Here is a 16,285-nt window from a genome sequence, read left to right on the forward strand (position 1 = left end):
TCGCGATGATTGCCGCCGGTTTAGGGAGGGTTTGAAGATCTTGGATCAGGCAGATGGTCTTACGGTTTCTGAACAGTTCTCGGACTTCCTCGCTGCGATTGACCTAGAAAAGGTTCCGCAGGAGGTGCGGGACACCGCCATTCGCGATCTTGTGGATGCGGCCGGACTTTATCTTTCCGCGCGCAACACGGATTACATCGGTAGTCTTTTGCGGGCCGTCGAGCCCGGCAATTGCACTGTCATCGGCCAGTCGGCGGCGCTCGACGCGGCTGGCGCAGCGTTTGTCGGCGGGGTCGCGATTCATGGCGAGGATTTCGATGATACGCTGGAAGGCGCACCGATCCGGGTTGGCGCAATGGTGCTGCCAGCCGTTCTCGCCGCGGGTGAGCGGTACAGGCTTTCAGGTGCGGACGTATTGACCGGTATGATTGCCGGGCTGGAGGCGGTTTGCCGGCTCAATCATGTTGCCGCCGGGCATATGCACCGCGCGGGGTTTCACCCCGTTGGTGTCATCGGCGCGCTCGGGGCGGCAGCCGGCGTCTCGGCGGCTCTTGGTCTTGACAGAGACCGTTTCGCAGCAGCTTTCGGCGTGGCCGCCAGCTTTTCCTCGGGCATCCTCGAGTACCTGACCGACGGCGCATGGACGAAGCGACTTCATCCCGGCTGGGCCGCACAATCGGGGCTGCGCGCCGCGCTGATAGCGCGCGAAGGTTTCTTTGCGCCTAGAACCGTGTTCGAGGGTGGGCACAATTTTTTCAAGACCTTCGCACCCACGGCCGAACCAGACTACAGCCACCTGACACAGGGGTTGGGCGAGACTTGGTACATGAGCCGCATCGTCTTCAAACCCTATGCCTGTGGGACAATGATTCATCCGTACATCGATTGCGCGCGACGGCTGGGAAGGGACGGCGTGCGCGCGGAAGAAATCGACAGGATCGTATGCGATACAGGCGAGGGTCTTGTCCATCGGCTTTGGGAGCCGCTGGCCGACAAGCAGCGCCCGCCTTCGGGTTATGCCGCCAAGTTCTCGATGCCCTTTTGCATGGCGCTCGGGTTCTACGACGATGCCGCTGGCCTTGGAGAGTTCGAAGACAGCGTCGTCACTCGGCCTGACCTGTTAGGCCTTGCCGAAAAAATCAGTTATCGGATCGACCCCAAGAACCCTTATCCCGTCAACTATACCGGCGATCTCGAGGTTTACATGAAGGACGGTCGCGTTCTTCGCTATCATCAGCCGCATATGCGCGGCGGCCAGCACGAACCTCTGAGCGATTCCGACATCGCAGAAAAATTCTTCGCAAATGCTGCTTATGGCGGATGGAGCAGGGCGCAGGCGGAGGACTTGATGACTTTTTGCCAGACGATAGACAAGGCGGCCGATCTGGCCGACTTTTCGGCCTTCAGACATTGAAAGGGAATGCCATGACAAACGAAGCGACGGTATCCGGCATCCTCGCAGAATGGATCAATAGCCTTCAGATCGAGGATATCGCCGAGGACGCCCGGCGCGATACCGAATCGACTGTCATCGACACCGTCGCGCTGACGATTGCGGCACTTGAAACCGACTATGGATTGGCCGTCCGGAAAGCTTTTGCTGGAAAAGGCAGCGGAACGGTCTGGGGTCTGTCCGAAGGATTCGAGCCTACAGCCGCCGCCGTTGTTAATGGAACCTGTGGTCACGGCGAGGACTACGATAACACATTCGAAGGATGCCCCGTTCACTCCGGCGTTGTCGTCGTGCCAGCTCTCTTCGCAGCAGGCGAGGCCCTAGGGCTGTCGAAATCGGATGTCGCGAAGGGACTAGTCGTCGGCATCGAAGTCGCCAATCGTCTGGGTGTCATCGCTGGAAAGTCCGTGCATTCCGCAGGTTTCCACCCGACCGCGATCCTTGGCACGATGGGCGCTGCCGCCGGTGTCGCCGGGGCCATGGGGCAGTCACCGAAACAGATTCGGGATAGCTTGGGTGTTGCTGGTTCCATGGCTGCAGGGATTATCGAATACCTTGCCGATGGCAGTTGGACCAAGCGCATGCACGCGGGCTGGGCCGCGCAATCGGGGATACGGGCGGCGCAGATGGGCGCGGCAGGCTTTCGCGGCCCGCAAACCGTCTTCGAGGGCGTCCACGGGCTTTACGCAGCCTTCGCACCATCGATCACGCCGGATTTCTCCCCTTTGATTGATGATCTCGGTACGGTTTGGCAATCGGCTCGCGTCGCCTTCAAGCCTTATGCCTGCGGAACAATGACGCAACCGTTCATCGACTGTGCAATCCGACTGCGGAAGCGGGGTATCGACCCTAAGGACATCGTGCGGATCACCTGCGAGGTCGGCGAGGGCACAGTGCACAGGCTGTGGGAGCCACTTGCCTTCAAGCAATCCCCGCCAAGCGCCTATGCTGCCAAGTTCTCGTCGCCCTATACGATTGCCGCAGGTCTTTTGTATGGCGGTGCAGGTCTGGCCGAATTTACGGAAGAAGCTGTGGCAGCGCCCGAAGCGCAGGCGCTCGCTGCCAAGGTGTCCTACGTGATCAACCCCGACGATGAATACCCACGCAACTATACAGGTCATATCCGCGCCGAACTCGCGAATGGCGAGGTTTTCGAAGAGAGACAGGGTCAATTGCGAGGGGGAACGAAGGAGCGGATGTCGCAGGATGAAATCGTCGAAAAAGCGCGCGCGAATCTGATCTTCGCTCGGCGTTCGCCGGAAGCGGCCGAGGAACTTCGCGCCTTTGCTTCGGACCTGTTCACCGGAACCGGGCCGTTTGATGCCCGTCCCCTTAGTGGCCTAGGCGCGTGACGCGGCCGGATAGCGGCCCGCCGGGCATCGCGCACCGCGCAAGCGGCGATCCTTGGGCCAGATAAGCAAGTAGGTTCGGAGGTAAGTCGTGTCAGCTCGGATTTCGGCAGACTCAGCGATGGGTCGCATCGTAGGCGAGGGCGAAGTCGCGTTTTTGGACTTGCGCGAGGCCGGCCCCTTCTCCGAAGGCCATCCCTTTTTCGCCGTGCCATGCCCTTGGAGCCGGTTCGAGGAGCGTGTGGTGGCGCTTGTACCCCGTCGGGATGTGCCGGTCATTCTGATCGACGGAGGCGACGGAATAGCCGAGCTCGCCGCTCGGTCGCTGGAATGCCTTGGATATTCAGATGTGTCGTTCGTCGAGGGAGGGGTGCCAGGTTGGTCCGAGGCTGGGTTCACTAATTTCAAGGGAGTTCACGTTCCGTCGAAAACACTTGGCGAATTGGCCGAGGAGCATCTGCATCCCAGAAGCCTTGGACCCGACGCGCTTTCTCAGTGGCGCGACGAAGGGCGACCCTTTCAGTTCTACGATTGTCGTCCCGCCGCTGAACACATGAAAATGACCGTTCCGGGGACCACCTACCTCCCGAACGGAGAGCTCTTGCATCGTCTGGAAACTCTGCCGGCCGAAACGCCTATCGTCGTGACCTGCGCGGGACGGACCCGCGGAATCATCGGCGCCGCAAGCGTCGGTCTGGTTGCGCCCGACCGCGAGATTTTCTGGTTGGAAGATGGCACTCAGGGCTGGCGGCTCTCGGGGCGTGAACTGGCCCACGACCTGCCCGAGGAAAAGTTGCCAGCGCTGAATGACGGCGCCGCCGCTGCTACTGAAGCGCGCTCCTTGAAGTTCTTGGCGCGTGAAGGCCTTGAAATGCTCGAGGCGCCGGAGGTCGATGCGCTTTGCTCCGAGAATGGGGTGACGACATATCTTTTCGACGTGCGCGCGCCAGAGGAGGCGAGACGTGATCCGTTGCCGGGATTTGCCGCGGTGCCGGTCGTTAGCCTTGTTCAGGCAACGGACCAAGAAATCGGTGTCTGGCGTGCCCGCGTGATCCTCGCCGACGATCTCGGTTTGCGGGGGGCGATCGCCGCTTATTGGCTGCGCGCGCTTGGCTTTCAGACCTTCGTTGTCCGGACATCCGACGCCCTGCGCGGAAGAAGTGTCGCTCCGAAACCTACCGCGGTCGCCGAACGGGTTCTGCGGATCAGCGCGGCAGAGGCGCTCGCGGATTTCGAGACTGGCAATGCTCGGCTTGTGGATGTCAGGCCTTCGGGCGATTTTGCGACGGGACATGTCAGGGGTTCGATCTGGACTATTCGACCGCGATTGCATGATTTGCCGTCCGACATCGGTCGGCTCCACCTGGTCGGCGATGAGACGGCTCGGGCCGATCTTGCTGCTTTCACGCTGCGGTCCACTGGCGCCTTTGATGCCGCCGTCGTCGATGGTGGGATGACGGCGTTGACGGCGGCCGGGGCCGAAATCGAAACGTCCAGCCCCATGCCACTTTCCGAAGCCTTGGATATCACGAGTTTTGCCGACGGCCGCCACCGGGGAAACCTGAAGGCATCGCAGCTTTACCTCGCGTGGGAAAAAGGGCTCGTGGGGCAACTCAGCGATACCGAGCGCGGCTTGTTCAGGATATGATGAAATGCCTTGGTCGATTTCGACGCCCTTCAGCATGCCTGCGACGCGGTTGGCAACACAAGCGCCCGAGGGATTCAGGACTGCTGATACACTAACTCACCCACTGGTTCGCTCAGTAGACACCGAACCCTATTCCGAAAGGGAAGACGCATGACGGAAAAGACAACCGAACTCGACGCGGCCGCCATCGAGACGCTGAAGAGCGTCACAACCGCGACGCTTACCACGATCCTGCTTAAGAAAGGCCTTCGGAATGTGTGGATTCGGGGTGCCAACCCAATCCACGACAAACAGGAACGCGTTGTTGGACCGGCCTTTACCTTCCGGTTCGTGCCAGCCCGTGAAGATCTTGCCACGCCAGCCAGTTGGGGCAGCCCGATTTCCACACGTGCCGCGATCGAATCTATGCCCGAGGGGGCTTTTGCGGTGATCGATTCAATGGGTGTCGCCGATGCAGGCGTTTTCGGTGACATCCTCTGCGCACGCATGATGAAAAGAAAGGCGGCGGGCCTTGTGACCGACGGGGTTGTACGCGATCTGATGGGTGTCCTTGGCACCGACCTGCCGGTTTGGTGCCGGGGCGCGGCCGCGCCGCCCTCGGTTGCGGGTCTTACATTCGTCGGCTGGGATGAGACGATCGGTTGTGGCGGGGTTTGCGTGATCCCCGGAGACACCATCGTCGCCGATCTGGATGGAGCGGTGGTGATCCCTGCGGCTTTTCTGGGCGAAGTTCTCGAGGAGGCTGTCGAACAGGAGCGGATGGAAGGCTGGATCGTGTCAGAGGTCGAGCGTGGAGAAAAACTCCCGGGTCTCTATCCCATGAACGCCGAGACGAAGGCGCGCTACGAGGCGTGGAAAAAAGAGAATAGCTAGACGGCAGGGTCAAAATATGAGGACTGGGGCGGAGGGCTTTCCGTTACCATCTTGTCAGTGGAGGTTGGCTTAAGTGAGGGAAGGGCAGTCTTGTAACCTTCCCCTATGACCAAGGGCGCCCGAAACAGGTAGATCAATACCAGCCCCGAAATCATGTGCCTGGCGGTCATGCTTTATTTGCGATGCCTACTCTCGCTTCGTAACGTGGGATATCTGCTGCTCAAACGGAACTTAGGTCAGGAAGGCGAAGGTGGGTAAGGATAAGTAACGAAGCCACGTGCTAAGACTGTTGAGCTGAAATTTCTCAGCTACGCATGATCAGCCTGAGGTCATCACGATGGACAAGTTCCGGTTTTCCTGCACAGGCGAAGCCTTCAGAAATTCGCTGCCGTCCATGCCTTTGCCAGGAACCACTTCAACTAGGAGCGCGGCCTCTTTAGCAGATCACGATTAATGGCCAGCCGTTCCGGTGCCAGTGACGAGCCGAGCGGTCTTAATACAGCATAAAGGACAGAGCGACTTTCCAAGTGGAGACTTTTCCGAATTAGTCTGCCAGCACCGCCAATATCATTGCTTATTGTGATGTTATTTTGGAGAACAGTGGCAGTCTAATTGGGCCCGTCCCCTAAATTTGTAGCCTGTAAGGCATGAATGAATTCGCGTTACTTGTTGTTTCAAACGGGTCCGATGGTTTGGTTGCTGGTCAATTAGGAGGGGTCTTTGGTACGGAAGCGTCTTCTCTTAAAAAATTATGAAAAAGAGTACTAGGGTGAGACGACTTGGTCTTAGTACGCAATATCGTACAACCCAAAGAGTGCTATACTAGTCGAAATACCCGGCTTGCCCCGATATCTTGGAGGGGCCCAAAATCGAACCTGCCAAGTTAAGCCTTGCCATGCGAGTTTTTGGTGCGACCTCCAATCCAGCAGGGGTGCGATCGTCGTTCTCTTATTTGGTTATTAGGCAAATTGTTATTCGAATTCGGGAGGCCCTCGCGATACGAGTGCGGTCGTCTGGCCACGGATCGCCTTAACGGGCAGATGGCCCTATAGATTTTTTGTTTCTAAAGTTGACTGGGTAAAAACTTTGAACCTTTCCACGCTAATCGCAGCTCTTCTCGCAGCCATTTGTGGGCCGGGTCTTCGTTGAAGCGTCTGTGCCAGATCAGATGGTTCGCGACTGGAGCGACCTCTAGGGGAACAGGGGCAATTGTCAGCGGATAGCGTTGGGTCAGGTAATCTGCCGTCAGGTGTGTGAACACGCCGATCAGATCCGACCCCAACAGCAGTTCTGGTACGATGGTGAAATTCATCACGGTCGCTGCGATCGTGCGGGTCAGTCCATGACGTTCAAGAACGGTATCGAACACCGCCCGTTGATCGCCGGTCGAGCTGACGACCAGATGCCCGTACTCCAGAATATCCGTCAATGTTGGCATTTTACTACCAGCGAGAAGCGGGTGATCCGATCGGCACAGACAGACGAAGACATCCTCGAACGCAAGCAGGCGTTCGATATGTGGGGGGGTCTGCTCGAACCAGCCTAGGGCCAAGGCAATGTCTCCGCCTTCGATAAGGCGGATCGCATAGTCCCGGTCAGTTGTGCGCAGCTGCAAGCCAACCTTTGGCGCGATCTGCCCCAGTCTTCGCATCAATGGCAGGAACACGGGCAGGCTGATCCTATCAGGCGCGCCCACGACGAAATGGGCCTCGGCGGTGTGTGGATCGAAGGCATCGGGCTTGATGATGCTCTCTTCCGTTTCATGCAACAGCCGCGCGACCGTTCCGGCCAGCGCAACGGCCCGAGGTGTCGGGCTGAGCCCCTCCGGAGTGCGCACGAATAACGGGTCCTCCAAACGATCGCGCAACCGCTTCAGAGCGTTGGAGATCGCAGACTGGGTTCGACCAAGCCGCTCTCCTGCGCGGGTCACGCTTCGTTCTTCCATAAGAACGTGAAAGACAACAAGTAGATTTAGGTCGAAATTATGAAACAAAATCAATCCCTTCATTAATTTGAATGATTTTGTATAACACAACTATTAATTTTACAAATGCTCAGAGGCGAGACAGACTTGAGGGACTAAAGAGAGGACTCAAGACTATGAACGACGCTTCGGGCAACTTATTGGCCGCCGACAAGGATTATATTCCCTTCTGTCCGGCACCGTCCAAGCCTGACTTTACCCCGCCCGAGGGCGCCGTGGATGCGCATTGCCATGTCTTTGGTCCAGCAACAGAGTTCCCCTATGCGCCAGAGCGGAAGTACACGCCAGTTGATGCGCCGGCAGAACGCCTGTTTGCGCTGCGTGATCATCTGGGTTTTACGCGCAACGTCATCGTGCAGGCGACCTGCCATGGCGCCGACAACAGCGCGATGCTGGCCGCTATTGCGCAATCGGATGGCCGGGCCCGCGGGGTGGCCGTGGTTGACGAGAATATCTCGACCTCCGATCTGACAAAACTGCACGAAGGTGGCATTCGCGGCGTGCGCTTTAACTTTTTGAAACGTCTGGTCGGTGATGCACCGATTGACCGGTACCGCCGGATTGCTGAACGGGTTGCGGATCTTGGGTGGCACATCGTGATCTACTTTGAATCGCAAGAGCTGGACGATCTAGAAGACTTCATCCGTTCATTGCCCGGCACGATCGTCATCGATCACATGGGGCGCCCAGAGGTCGAAAAAGGGGTCGAGGGCACCGGCTTTGCAAAGGTGCGCAAGTTGATGGAAGACCCGCGTTTTTGGATCAAAGTGTCGTGCCCAGAACGGCTGTCTGTCGCTGGACCGCCCTATGCGGATGTGGTGCCCTTTGCGCGCAAGTTGGTCGCCGACTACCCCGATCGCGTACTGTGGGGGACCGACTGGCCTCACCCCAACATGCGTTCACACATGCCCGATGACGGGGGTCTGGTCGATATCATTCCCCAGATTGCGCCGACTGCGCAGGCCCAGCAAAAGTTGCTGGTTACAAACCCCATGCGCCTGTACTGGCCCGAGGAGGCGTCCTGATGACCGAGCATCAAGACACCCCTTGGGTCCGCTGGACCATTGCAACGCTGGCGACGGTCATGTGTGTGGCCTGCATCCTGTGGAACCTTGAAGTACACACCCGGCTTGGCTTCGCGCTTCTGCGTCAACAGTACATGGCCCTGCAACTGGGGCTGGCCTTAGCGATTGCCTTTCTGCGCTTTGGCTGGCGCGGCGAGGTCGTGGGACGGCCTTCGATCCTTGATATCGGGATTGCGGTGACCTGTCTGGGCGTTCTTTTGTACGCGGCCTATGACTTTGTCTGGCTGCTGAAAGAACAGTTCTATCGCCCGTGGCAAATCACCATGATCGGCGCGGTCGTCGTCTTTGCCGTGATGGAGGGCATCCGTCGCCGGGCAGGCATGATGCTGTATTTCATTGTCGGCGTGTTTTTGGTCTATGCCCTGTTTGCAGACAAGGTTCCCGGGCGCTTGATCGGTCGCGAATTGTCCCCGCAACGGCTGGTGGATTACGTGGGCTTTGACAGCTCGGCGGTGTTTTCGCTGCCCTTGGCTGTCGGCACTATCACTGTTTTGCTGTTCGTGTTTTTCGGCCAGTTGCTGTTCGCCGCTGGCGGCGGCGCCTTCTTTACCGACCTTGCCATGGCCGCCACCGGGCGTTCCCGCGGGGGGAGCGCAAAGATCGCTGTTGTGGGATCTGCGCTTTTCGGGTCGATTTCTGGCAGCGCGGTGTCGAACGTAGCGACCACCGGCGTGATCACCATCCCACTGATGCAACGCGGGGGCTATTCGAAAGAAGATGCCGGCGCGATCGAGGCCGTAGCCTCGACCGGTGGGCAGTTGACCCCGCCGATCATGGGCGCGGCGGCCTTTCTGATGGCCGAATTTCTGGACATCCCATACGCCACCGTCGCCGGGGCCGCGCTGTTGCCCGCGATCCTATACTACTTGGGGGTTTTCCTGCAGGTCGACCTGATCGCCGTGCGCGACGGGATCAAAGCGCCAGAGGATGACGGCATGACCGTTCGGCGCGTGCTATCAGATGGTTGGCACTTCCTCGTCCCATTCGCTGTGTTGCTAGGTTCTCTGTTCTGGCTGCGGGCGGACCCCGAAGATTCCGCACTGTATGCCTCGGTCGCTATTGTCGTGGTGGGGTTCCTGCGTGGCTATCGCGGTACCCGGTTAAGCCCTTCGACACTGTTCAATGTCTTCGTGCAGACAGGTGTCTCGATGGTCGAGCTGATCCTTGTGGTCGCAGCTGCAGGCTTTGTGATCGGGGTTCTCAACATCACCGGCCTTGGCTTCGCGCTGACGCTTCTATTGGTAGACTCGGTTGGATCCAGCCTTGTTCTGCTGCTACTGATTTCGGCGGTTGTCTGCATCATCCTTGGTATGGGGATGCCTACCTCTGGCGTCTATGTCCTGCTGGCTGCACTTGTCGCTCCGTCCTTGGTCGAGGCGGGTGTCGCCCCGATCGCGGCGCATCTGTTCATCCTGTATTTCGGGATGATGTCGATGATCACCCCGCCGGTGGCGCTTGCCGCCTTTGCCGCAGCGGCGATCTCTAAAGCAGGGGCATTGACCACCGGACTGGCCGCTATGCGGATTGGTTGGGCAGCGTTTATCCTGCCGTTTGCGTTTGTCTCGACACCCGCGCTGCTGTTCGAAGGTAGTTTGGTCGAGACAATTTTCGCAGGCCTGCTGACCGCAGTTGGGATCTTTGCCGTTACAACCGGGATCACCGGCTATTGGGGGCGCCCCCTGCCCATGGTCCTGCGCTTGGTCTTTACCGTCCTTGGCGCGCTGGCATTGCCGCTTGGGTTTGTCGATCTACCGACGCTCGCCCACGCTGCGGCAGCGGCCGGGGCCATCTTGCTGGCCGTCGGGCTGCTTTTCTCAGCGCCCCGCGCTTCAGACACCAATCACACGAACCAACAGAACGTTTAATCCAGGGAGGAAATCATGAACGAACTGAAAACACTCACCATTGCCGGGCTGATGGGCCTTGGGCTTGCGGCAAGCGCGAATGCGCAGGTCGTCACCATGGCCACCGGCGCGCAGGGCTCTTTGGCCTATAACTCGGGGCAAGCGGTTGCACGCGTCGCCAATGACGAAGGCATCACCGTGCGCACACAGCCCTTGGTCGGCTATATGGCCCTGATCCAGGCGGGTGAAGTGGACTTTGGATTTGCCAACGGGGTCGAGGTCGGTTTCGCCTATACAGGCACCGGCAACTTTGACCGCGAGCATCCGAACGTGCGCCTTGTCGGCACCATGTTCAACCTGACCACCGGGATCATGGCGCCTTGCGATCTGGGCCTGTCCTCTGTTTCGGACCTGGCAGGCAAAACCGACCTGCGCATCGCGTCGGAATACACTTCGTCGACGATTATCCCCTATTACATCTCGGGCGCACTGGCGACCGGTGGACTTAGCTATGACGACTTCAAGAATGTCCCCGTGTCCAGCTTTGTCGCCGGGATCAATGCACTTGGCGATGGCTTGGTCGATATCGCGCTGGTCAGCCTGAACGCAGGCGCCGGGCAGCAGGCATCCGTCAAACTGAAGGATCGTGGTGGGCTTTGCTACATCTCGCTCAACGATAGCGACGAAGCTGAAGCGGCATTCAAAGAGTTCCTTGCCGCGGGCTCTATCGCAAGCCTTCCGCAGAATGAAAAAATCAACGGTCTGGGTCAGTCCGGTGCGAACCTGATGCGTATCCCGTGGATGCTGCTGACCAGCGCCGATGTCTCGGATGATCTGGTCTATGATCTTGTCAAAGCCGTGGCAGAGAACAAGGAAAAGCTGGTTGATGCCTTCCCGCTGTTCCGCAGCGCCAATGCCGAGAAGATGGCACCAGCGAACGAGACACCATACCACCCCGGTGCGCTTCGCTATTACGAAGAAGCTGGCATCAGCGTCGGCCAATGACACTGACGGCCCCGCCTTTGCGCGGGGCCATTTTCAACTTCAAAGGAAAACACATCACATGTTGACCACGATTACCGCCTCTGATGGCCACAGCCTTGACTGCTGGATGGTTGATGCCGAGGGCCCCGCAAAGGGTGGCATCGTCATCCTGCAAGAAATCTTCGGGATCACCGACCAGTTAAAAGGTGTGGCGGATCGCTATGCGCAACTGGGATACAACGTTGCCATTCCCGCGCTGTTTGACCGCCAGGAACGCGGCGCCGTTATCCCGTTTGACAAAGGGCCAGTGGGTCGTGACCTGATGCTTGCTGCAAAGCTGGAAAACACGATGAAAGACGTGGATGCCGCCGTTACCGCCTTGGCAAACAAGGGTGGCCGCGTCGGCGTTATCGGGTTCTGTTGGGGCGGTGGACTTGCGCTGCGTGCCGCGCAGAAATCCGACGTCGCAGCAGCCGTGGCATTTTATGGTACGCGCCTGCCGCAATATCTGGATGCCCCCCTACAGGCGCCTTTCCTTGGCCATTTCGGAGAGACAGACGATCACGTGCCGCCTGAAATGCTGGCTGAAGCCAAGGCCTACCTTCCCGAGATGGAGGTCCACATGTACGACGCTGGGCACGCATTCGCCAACGACGCGCGCCCCAGCTACGTCGCAGACGCGGCCGAGGTTGCCCATCAACGTACTGCGGAATTTCTGTCAAAACACGTTGCGCAAAACTGATCTCTTAGTTTGGCAATCAGCAATAGAAGGGCACCGTTTTACGGTGCCCTTTACTATATTCTGAAAACAATTCGTTGTATTAGAAGCGTCAGCATTGAGAACTCAAAGAAGCATGGGCCCTTAAACAACTGAGCTTCTGGAGATCATGTGTGCAATTTCGGTTCTGAACTCAAACTAACGAAATCTCTGGCTCTATTGAGGGCGCTATCGCGTCAGTACCATTAATGTGTCAGGTCGCGATGTTTGCGTGCTTGAAGGGGTAAGATGTTGTTTTGGCTTCGCAGAGACCAAATGTGTGTGCGAAATGGACGACTATTCCTTACTTCATCGCCAGCCAGACCGAATTGCGGTTTATAAATCTTCGGATCGATTAGAGTGGAACGATGGTCTTGGCACGTGGTTCTCGGCAGACATCGAAACAATTCAGAAAATCCTTCGTGATCGAGAGGTGTTTCATGTGGTAAATTTTCGTTTGATTTATGAATCTTTCGCCGACAGGTTTGGGCTTGATTTTCGTCGTTTGGTCAAGGTCCTTGATCATGTGCCGCTTGGTCTGAACGGGGAAGAGCATATGGCAGAGCGGCGTGCCCAGACCCTCTATCTTAAGCAAGCGGTGCCTGACGCAGCCAAGGCTTTTGAAGAGACGTTTGACGAACATCTGACGCGTGTTCTGGATGCAGCGGGGGAAGCGGATTTTCTTACTGAAGTTTTGCTCCCCAGCAACACTGCAATGTTTTTTGAGTTGACCGGTTTGCCGGCTGAGAAAGACCAATTACGTGCCTCATGGTCGCAAATTTTTGACCGAAAAATTAGTCTGAACCGTCGCTTGAAGATCGACGCACAAGTTGCCGCTGCCCTTGAGCAGTTTCGCGAAGAGTTGTCGCCAGACGACACACTTAGGCGCTTAGCGTTGAACATCGTTGGAGCGGACTCCATCATTGCCAGTTGCTCCGAATCCGTCGCCGCTGTCTTGCGCGCGCATCTAGGACAGCGCTTGTGCGAGATGAATTGGCCAGAAGAAATGCCGCGAACAGGTGTGCCCTATGTCGATAGAATCGTCGCGCATAAGAGCCTTTTTTGGCGTAGGTGCGCATGTGTGCCTTGGCAAGGCGCTTTCCATGCGAGCTTGGCAGCATGTGTCGAGAACTCTTCGGCAGCAAACTGCGCGGATCGAACTGGTTGACTACCGTTACCGGCGCTCCGACCACTTATTCAACGCCCCAGAGGCCATGACAATCAAGGTGATTCATGAACGAAACAGCTAAGGCACTGTACGAAATACTTTCGGACTATGCGGCCAATCTGGTGGAGCCTAGTTCAGGGGTTGCTACGGCTGCTTTTCTTAAAACACATCTGGAAGATTTGAGCTTGGACAGTTTGGATGTTCTTGAAGTTGTGATGGCTATTGAGAATCGTTTCGAGATTGCGTTGGACGAGGACGAAGTGGCAATGACCAAGGTCGTCGGAGATTTTGCGGTGATGGTAGACAGGTTGTCTGCTGCAGCATGATTTCGGTCTTACGGTTTCTTGACGGGCTTGTGGGTTTGGTTCGGTTTCAGGTTGGGCGCGCAATTCTTGGAATCTATGCGTTAACGCTTTCGGGAAAGAGCGCAGAGCAAACCCACCTGCTTAAGTGGTCGCTGGCAAATAAGTTGTCTTTTCTTCTCAGGGGGCGAGAACTTTATGTAAATCGGTATCGTTGTGCCTGGACCAACCATCTGGGAAATAGCTTTGCTCGTAGGCTTTTGAAGTCCTCGGGTGAACAGTCTTGGCTTTACGAACTGGACGGGGCTTCTCGTGCCTGCGGGTTAGCTTCAGAGACGGGGCCAGCATTGGTCATTGGCACTCATGTAAAAGTTGGCTTTGCCCGTCTCCACGTGTTGAAAGAGTTGGGCCATGACGTCGTTCAGATCGCAAAGCCGCGCCGCAATCCTAAAAAGGCTTTTGATGTCGTAAAGAAGACTGATTACATTTCGACCGATCAAGCAACGTTACTTTCGATCCGAAAGGCGCTGAAAGAAGGGAAGTCGATTTCTGTTCTTGCAGATTTCACTCGAAGGGAAGCTTGTAGTCTTACCCACCAGCTTTATCTAAGCTCGGCCATATTTGAGACAGCACACCTACTTGCGGCACCCGTATTGATAAGCACTTGCACGATGACTCGCGAAGGGCGCGTAAAAACCGTGTTCCGTTTGATTCAGAAAGGTGGAGAAAAGCGCCCGGTCGACGAGATGTTGGAAGAGTTTCGGGACTTTTTTGCAAAGTTCCAAGACGTGCCCCATGATTGGGAACTGGTGCGGGCACCGTCGGAAGTCGAGGGGCCTGAAAAGCAGCTTAATAACTTGTGTTTTTCACCCCGGAATCTGCTGCCTTCGTTCAAATAGACAAGTTTTGCCAGTAGCAATTGTAAGATTAAGTAGCCGGGCGGTCAGCGCCAATTCGCCCGGTACAAGCGATTAGCTCTGTGGTAGAGCACTCCGTTCGCATCAAAGGTGTAAGGAGTTCAAACCTCTTTCCACCTACCAAAATCCTTTAAAGGCGCGTCATGATGAGGGCGCGTTTTTCTTTTTTCGGGGTAGGGCGAAGAAACTTGAAATCGGGGCTTGCACTCCCCCCGGATACCGCGCTATCAGGCACGCCGAAAGGGTGATTAGCTCAGTTGGTAGAGCGCTTCGTTTACACCGAAGATGTCGGGAGTTCGAGTCTCTCATCACCCACCATTCTCCCCCCAAGAAATAAAGAACGTCCGTAGAGGCACGCGATTTATGCGCTGGCCCGAGACGTTTTTGGCGCCGGCATTTGAGCAATTGGTTGAGGGCCGAACCGAAGCTCGTTGGGCCGAATCCTGAGACTTTAAAGCGTCGCCATCACGCGGGCCGGTTTTGTCTTTGGGGTAGTTCTGGCGCAGGGTCCATAGCGCGCTGGGTCGATGCTCAACTCTGGAAACAAGGTGGTGATTTCGTCGAGTTGGGGGCAGGGGAGAATAGACAGGCTATAATCCGTTGGAAAAAAGCTTTCGGTCCACATGTTGTTCGACAAGACGACCTCGTGCCGGTCGAATAAGAAGTGGACATAATCGACCTGCTCTGTTCGCGGCCGGGTGACTCGCGTGTCATCTATTAATGAGATTGCGCTGACCAGAACCTCTGGTTCATCAAAAAGAAAGTCCGCCCGCCAATCGTCAATCAGAAGACGGTGTTGTGGGGACACCAAAAGGTCTCGGTCCGGGACACCTGCGCCGAAACTGTCCTTGCGGATCATTACAGGCCGCAACTTGGGGCTTTGTTGAAGAACTTGGGGCCCAAGGTGCCGTTGCCCAATCCACCGAATTTCCTGCATCCCGTTGTCTCGGGTCTGAACGAGATCTCCTATCTTCAGCAAGGATGCTGGTCGAAGCCCCGTAACCGTCTGGATTAGGGCCTCGGGTGTGAAGCAGACCACTCCACCGATATCGAGCTCAAAATCATTGCCAAGGTTTTCCCGAATGTCGGAGACGACTTGGCCTTCTTCGAAAATCGTCCCGTTGGTGGAAAATAGAGTGCCTTTGCCCCCATCCCCAACATACCCATAGAAAGTACCGCCGACATCGTTGCCCTGACTTCCATGGGCGACAAAATGAGAGTCCCACTCGTCATTCGAAATGGTTCCATCGCCATCTAGGTCGTCTATGTCGATGGTTAGAGGTTCCGTATAAACGCTGACGACGACCCACTCGCCTTTAATGCGTTGAATTTCCGCATAGGTGTAGGCGGGGAAGGTGACCTCTACCACGCATCACACTCCTCGGGACAATATACCCGATTCACGACTTTGGCAGGATGGAAACGGCCCATAGTTTGCAAGTCTTATAGTTTTGTGACGCTCGAAGTGTTCTTAAGTATAGTTTTTAACTTCTTATAGAATATTTCTCGCCACCTTCCAAGAATGTGACCCGTTCTGCACATCAAGTGGGGTCTGCGGCAGAAAATCAGACGCTTCAAGGCCCTTTGGTTGCGCCGTTTGGTCATGGGCAAAGCAGGTTCGTGAAAAGAAAGATAAGAAATTGTCATCATCCGTTTCGAACCCGCTTGACGCCACCATCCGCCCCGCATAAAACCCCCCTCACGCCGGGCAGAGCCCGGGTCATGCAGAGCGGTTGTAGCTCAGTTGGTTAGAGTACCGGCCTGTCACGCCGGGGGTCGCGGGTTCGAGTCCCGTCAACCGCGCCACTGCATACCCGAGACGGTCCCGAGCGAGATGCGCGGTTGTAGCTCAGTTGGTTAGAGTACCGGCCTGTCACGCCGGGGGTCGCGGGTTCGAGTCCCGTCAACCGCGCCACTTTTT

Annotated in this window: 13 protein-coding genes and 3 tRNA genes; 14 read left to right on the forward strand and 2 right to left on the reverse strand. The window is 56.9% G+C overall.

Annotated elements, in window-relative coordinates:
* The first annotated feature begins 40 nt into the window (after positions 1 to 40).
* From CLM58_RS11290 to CLM58_RS11305, 4 genes are all read left to right on the forward strand, one after another.
* Positions 41 to 1,414 carry an MmgE/PrpD family protein gene (locus tag CLM58_RS11290; protein WP_158221898.1) on the forward strand — a complete coding sequence of 458 codons (1,374 nt, stop codon included), beginning with the start codon at positions 41 to 43 and terminating at the stop codon, positions 1,412 to 1,414.
* Positions 1,415 to 1,425: 11 nt separating this feature from the next.
* Positions 1,426 to 2,805 carry an MmgE/PrpD family protein gene (locus tag CLM58_RS11295; RefSeq protein WP_095596027.1) on the forward strand — a complete coding sequence of 460 codons (1,380 nt, stop codon included), beginning with the start codon at positions 1,426 to 1,428 and terminating at the stop codon, positions 2,803 to 2,805.
* Positions 2,806 to 2,923: 118 nt separating this feature from the next.
* A complete protein-coding gene (locus CLM58_RS11300) occupies positions 2,924 to 4,450 on the forward strand; it encodes a rhodanese-like domain-containing protein (protein ID WP_095596028.1) in 1,527 nt (508 codons plus the stop codon).
* 150 nt (positions 4,451 to 4,600) lie between these two features.
* Positions 4,601 to 5,323, forward strand: coding sequence for a ribonuclease activity regulator RraA (locus CLM58_RS11305; RefSeq protein ID WP_095596029.1), 723 nt, complete (start codon positions 4,601 to 4,603; stop codon positions 5,321 to 5,323).
* Positions 5,324 to 6,386: 1,063 nt separating this feature from the next.
* Here CLM58_RS11305 and CLM58_RS11310 read toward each other — a convergent pair.
* Complete coding sequence (locus tag CLM58_RS11310; protein ID WP_095596030.1) at positions 6,387 to 7,331, reverse strand: LysR family transcriptional regulator; 945 nt, start codon at positions 7,329 to 7,331, stop codon at positions 6,387 to 6,389.
* A gap of 92 nt (positions 7,332 to 7,423) precedes the next feature.
* On the opposite strand from CLM58_RS11310, the gene CLM58_RS11315 reads away from it, so the two are divergent.
* From CLM58_RS11315 to CLM58_RS11350, 8 genes are all read left to right on the forward strand, one after another.
* Positions 7,424 to 8,332 (forward strand): amidohydrolase family protein, encoded by a 909-nt coding sequence (locus CLM58_RS11315; RefSeq protein ID WP_095596031.1) that lies wholly within the window; start codon positions 7,424 to 7,426, stop codon positions 8,330 to 8,332.
* Positions 8,332 to 10,257 carry a TRAP transporter permease gene (locus CLM58_RS11320; RefSeq protein WP_095596032.1) on the forward strand — a complete coding sequence of 642 codons (1,926 nt, stop codon included), beginning with the start codon at positions 8,332 to 8,334 and terminating at the stop codon, positions 10,255 to 10,257. Before CLM58_RS11315 ends, CLM58_RS11320 begins: the two co-directional genes overlap by 1 nt.
* A 15-nt stretch (positions 10,258 to 10,272) precedes the next feature.
* Entirely contained in the window at positions 10,273 to 11,241 is a 969-nt protein-coding gene (locus CLM58_RS11325) for a TAXI family TRAP transporter solute-binding subunit (protein WP_095596033.1), read from the forward strand.
* 58 nt (positions 11,242 to 11,299) lie between these two features.
* A complete protein-coding gene (locus CLM58_RS11330; protein WP_095596034.1) occupies positions 11,300 to 11,962 on the forward strand; it encodes a dienelactone hydrolase family protein in 663 nt (220 codons plus the stop codon).
* 304 nt (positions 11,963 to 12,266) lie between these two features.
* Positions 12,267 to 13,145: a cytochrome P450 family protein gene (locus tag CLM58_RS11335; protein ID WP_095596035.1), complete on the forward strand. Its 879-nt coding sequence runs from the start codon at positions 12,267 to 12,269 to the stop codon at positions 13,143 to 13,145.
* Positions 13,146 to 13,210: 65 nt separating this feature from the next.
* Complete coding sequence (locus CLM58_RS11340) at positions 13,211 to 13,471, forward strand: phosphopantetheine-binding protein (protein ID WP_095596036.1); 261 nt, start codon at positions 13,211 to 13,213, stop codon at positions 13,469 to 13,471.
* Positions 13,468 to 14,346 carry a hypothetical protein gene (locus CLM58_RS11345; protein ID WP_095596037.1) on the forward strand — a complete coding sequence of 293 codons (879 nt, stop codon included), beginning with the start codon at positions 13,468 to 13,470 and terminating at the stop codon, positions 14,344 to 14,346. The genes CLM58_RS11340 and CLM58_RS11345 overlap by 4 nt, the downstream gene beginning before the upstream one ends.
* Before the next feature lie 260 nt (positions 14,347 to 14,606).
* Positions 14,607 to 14,682 (forward strand) — tRNA-Val (locus CLM58_RS11350).
* A 133-nt stretch (positions 14,683 to 14,815) separates the two neighbouring features.
* On the opposite strand, the gene CLM58_RS11355 is transcribed toward CLM58_RS11350, so the two are convergent.
* Positions 14,816 to 15,733, reverse strand: coding sequence for a Hint domain-containing protein (locus CLM58_RS11355; RefSeq protein ID WP_095596038.1), 918 nt, complete (start codon positions 15,731 to 15,733; stop codon positions 14,816 to 14,818).
* A gap of 360 nt (positions 15,734 to 16,093) precedes the next feature.
* On the opposite strand from CLM58_RS11355, the gene CLM58_RS11365 reads away from it, so the two are divergent.
* A tRNA-Asp gene (locus CLM58_RS11365) sits at positions 16,094 to 16,170 on the forward strand.
* Positions 16,171 to 16,202: 32 nt separating this feature from the next.
* Positions 16,203 to 16,279 (forward strand) — tRNA-Asp (locus tag CLM58_RS11370).
* Positions 16,280 to 16,285: the final 6 nt, after the last annotated feature.

The organism is Actibacterium pelagium (assembly GCF_002285415.1).
Taxonomy (GTDB): Bacteria; Pseudomonadota; Alphaproteobacteria; order Rhodobacterales; family Rhodobacteraceae; genus Actibacterium_B; species Actibacterium_B pelagium.

Excerpts from the sequence above, each read along its gene's own strand:
- CLM58_RS11295 (WP_095596027.1), top strand. The coding sequence starts at position 1,426 with ATGACAAACGAAGCGACGGTATCCGGCATCCTCGCAGAATGGATCAAT.
- CLM58_RS11300 (WP_095596028.1), top strand. The coding sequence starts at position 2,924 with ATGGGTCGCATCGTAGGCGAGGGCGAAGTCGCGTTTTTGGACTTGCGC.
- CLM58_RS11305 (WP_095596029.1), top strand. The coding sequence starts at position 4,601 with ATGACGGAAAAGACAACCGAACTCGACGCGGCCGCCATCGAGACGCTG.
- CLM58_RS11310 (WP_095596030.1), bottom strand. The coding sequence starts at position 7,331 with ATGAAGGGATTGATTTTGTTTCATAATTTCGACCTAAATCTACTTGTT.
- CLM58_RS11315 (WP_095596031.1), top strand. The coding sequence starts at position 7,424 with ATGAACGACGCTTCGGGCAACTTATTGGCCGCCGACAAGGATTATATT.
- CLM58_RS11320 (WP_095596032.1), top strand. The coding sequence starts at position 8,332 with ATGACCGAGCATCAAGACACCCCTTGGGTCCGCTGGACCATTGCAACG.
- CLM58_RS11325 (WP_095596033.1), top strand. The coding sequence starts at position 10,273 with ATGAACGAACTGAAAACACTCACCATTGCCGGGCTGATGGGCCTTGGG.
- CLM58_RS11330 (WP_095596034.1), top strand. The coding sequence starts at position 11,300 with ATGTTGACCACGATTACCGCCTCTGATGGCCACAGCCTTGACTGCTGG.
- CLM58_RS11335 (WP_095596035.1), top strand. The coding sequence starts at position 12,267 with ATGGACGACTATTCCTTACTTCATCGCCAGCCAGACCGAATTGCGGTT.
- CLM58_RS11340 (WP_095596036.1), top strand. The coding sequence starts at position 13,211 with ATGAACGAAACAGCTAAGGCACTGTACGAAATACTTTCGGACTATGCG.
- CLM58_RS11345 (WP_095596037.1), top strand. The coding sequence starts at position 13,468 with ATGATTTCGGTCTTACGGTTTCTTGACGGGCTTGTGGGTTTGGTTCGG.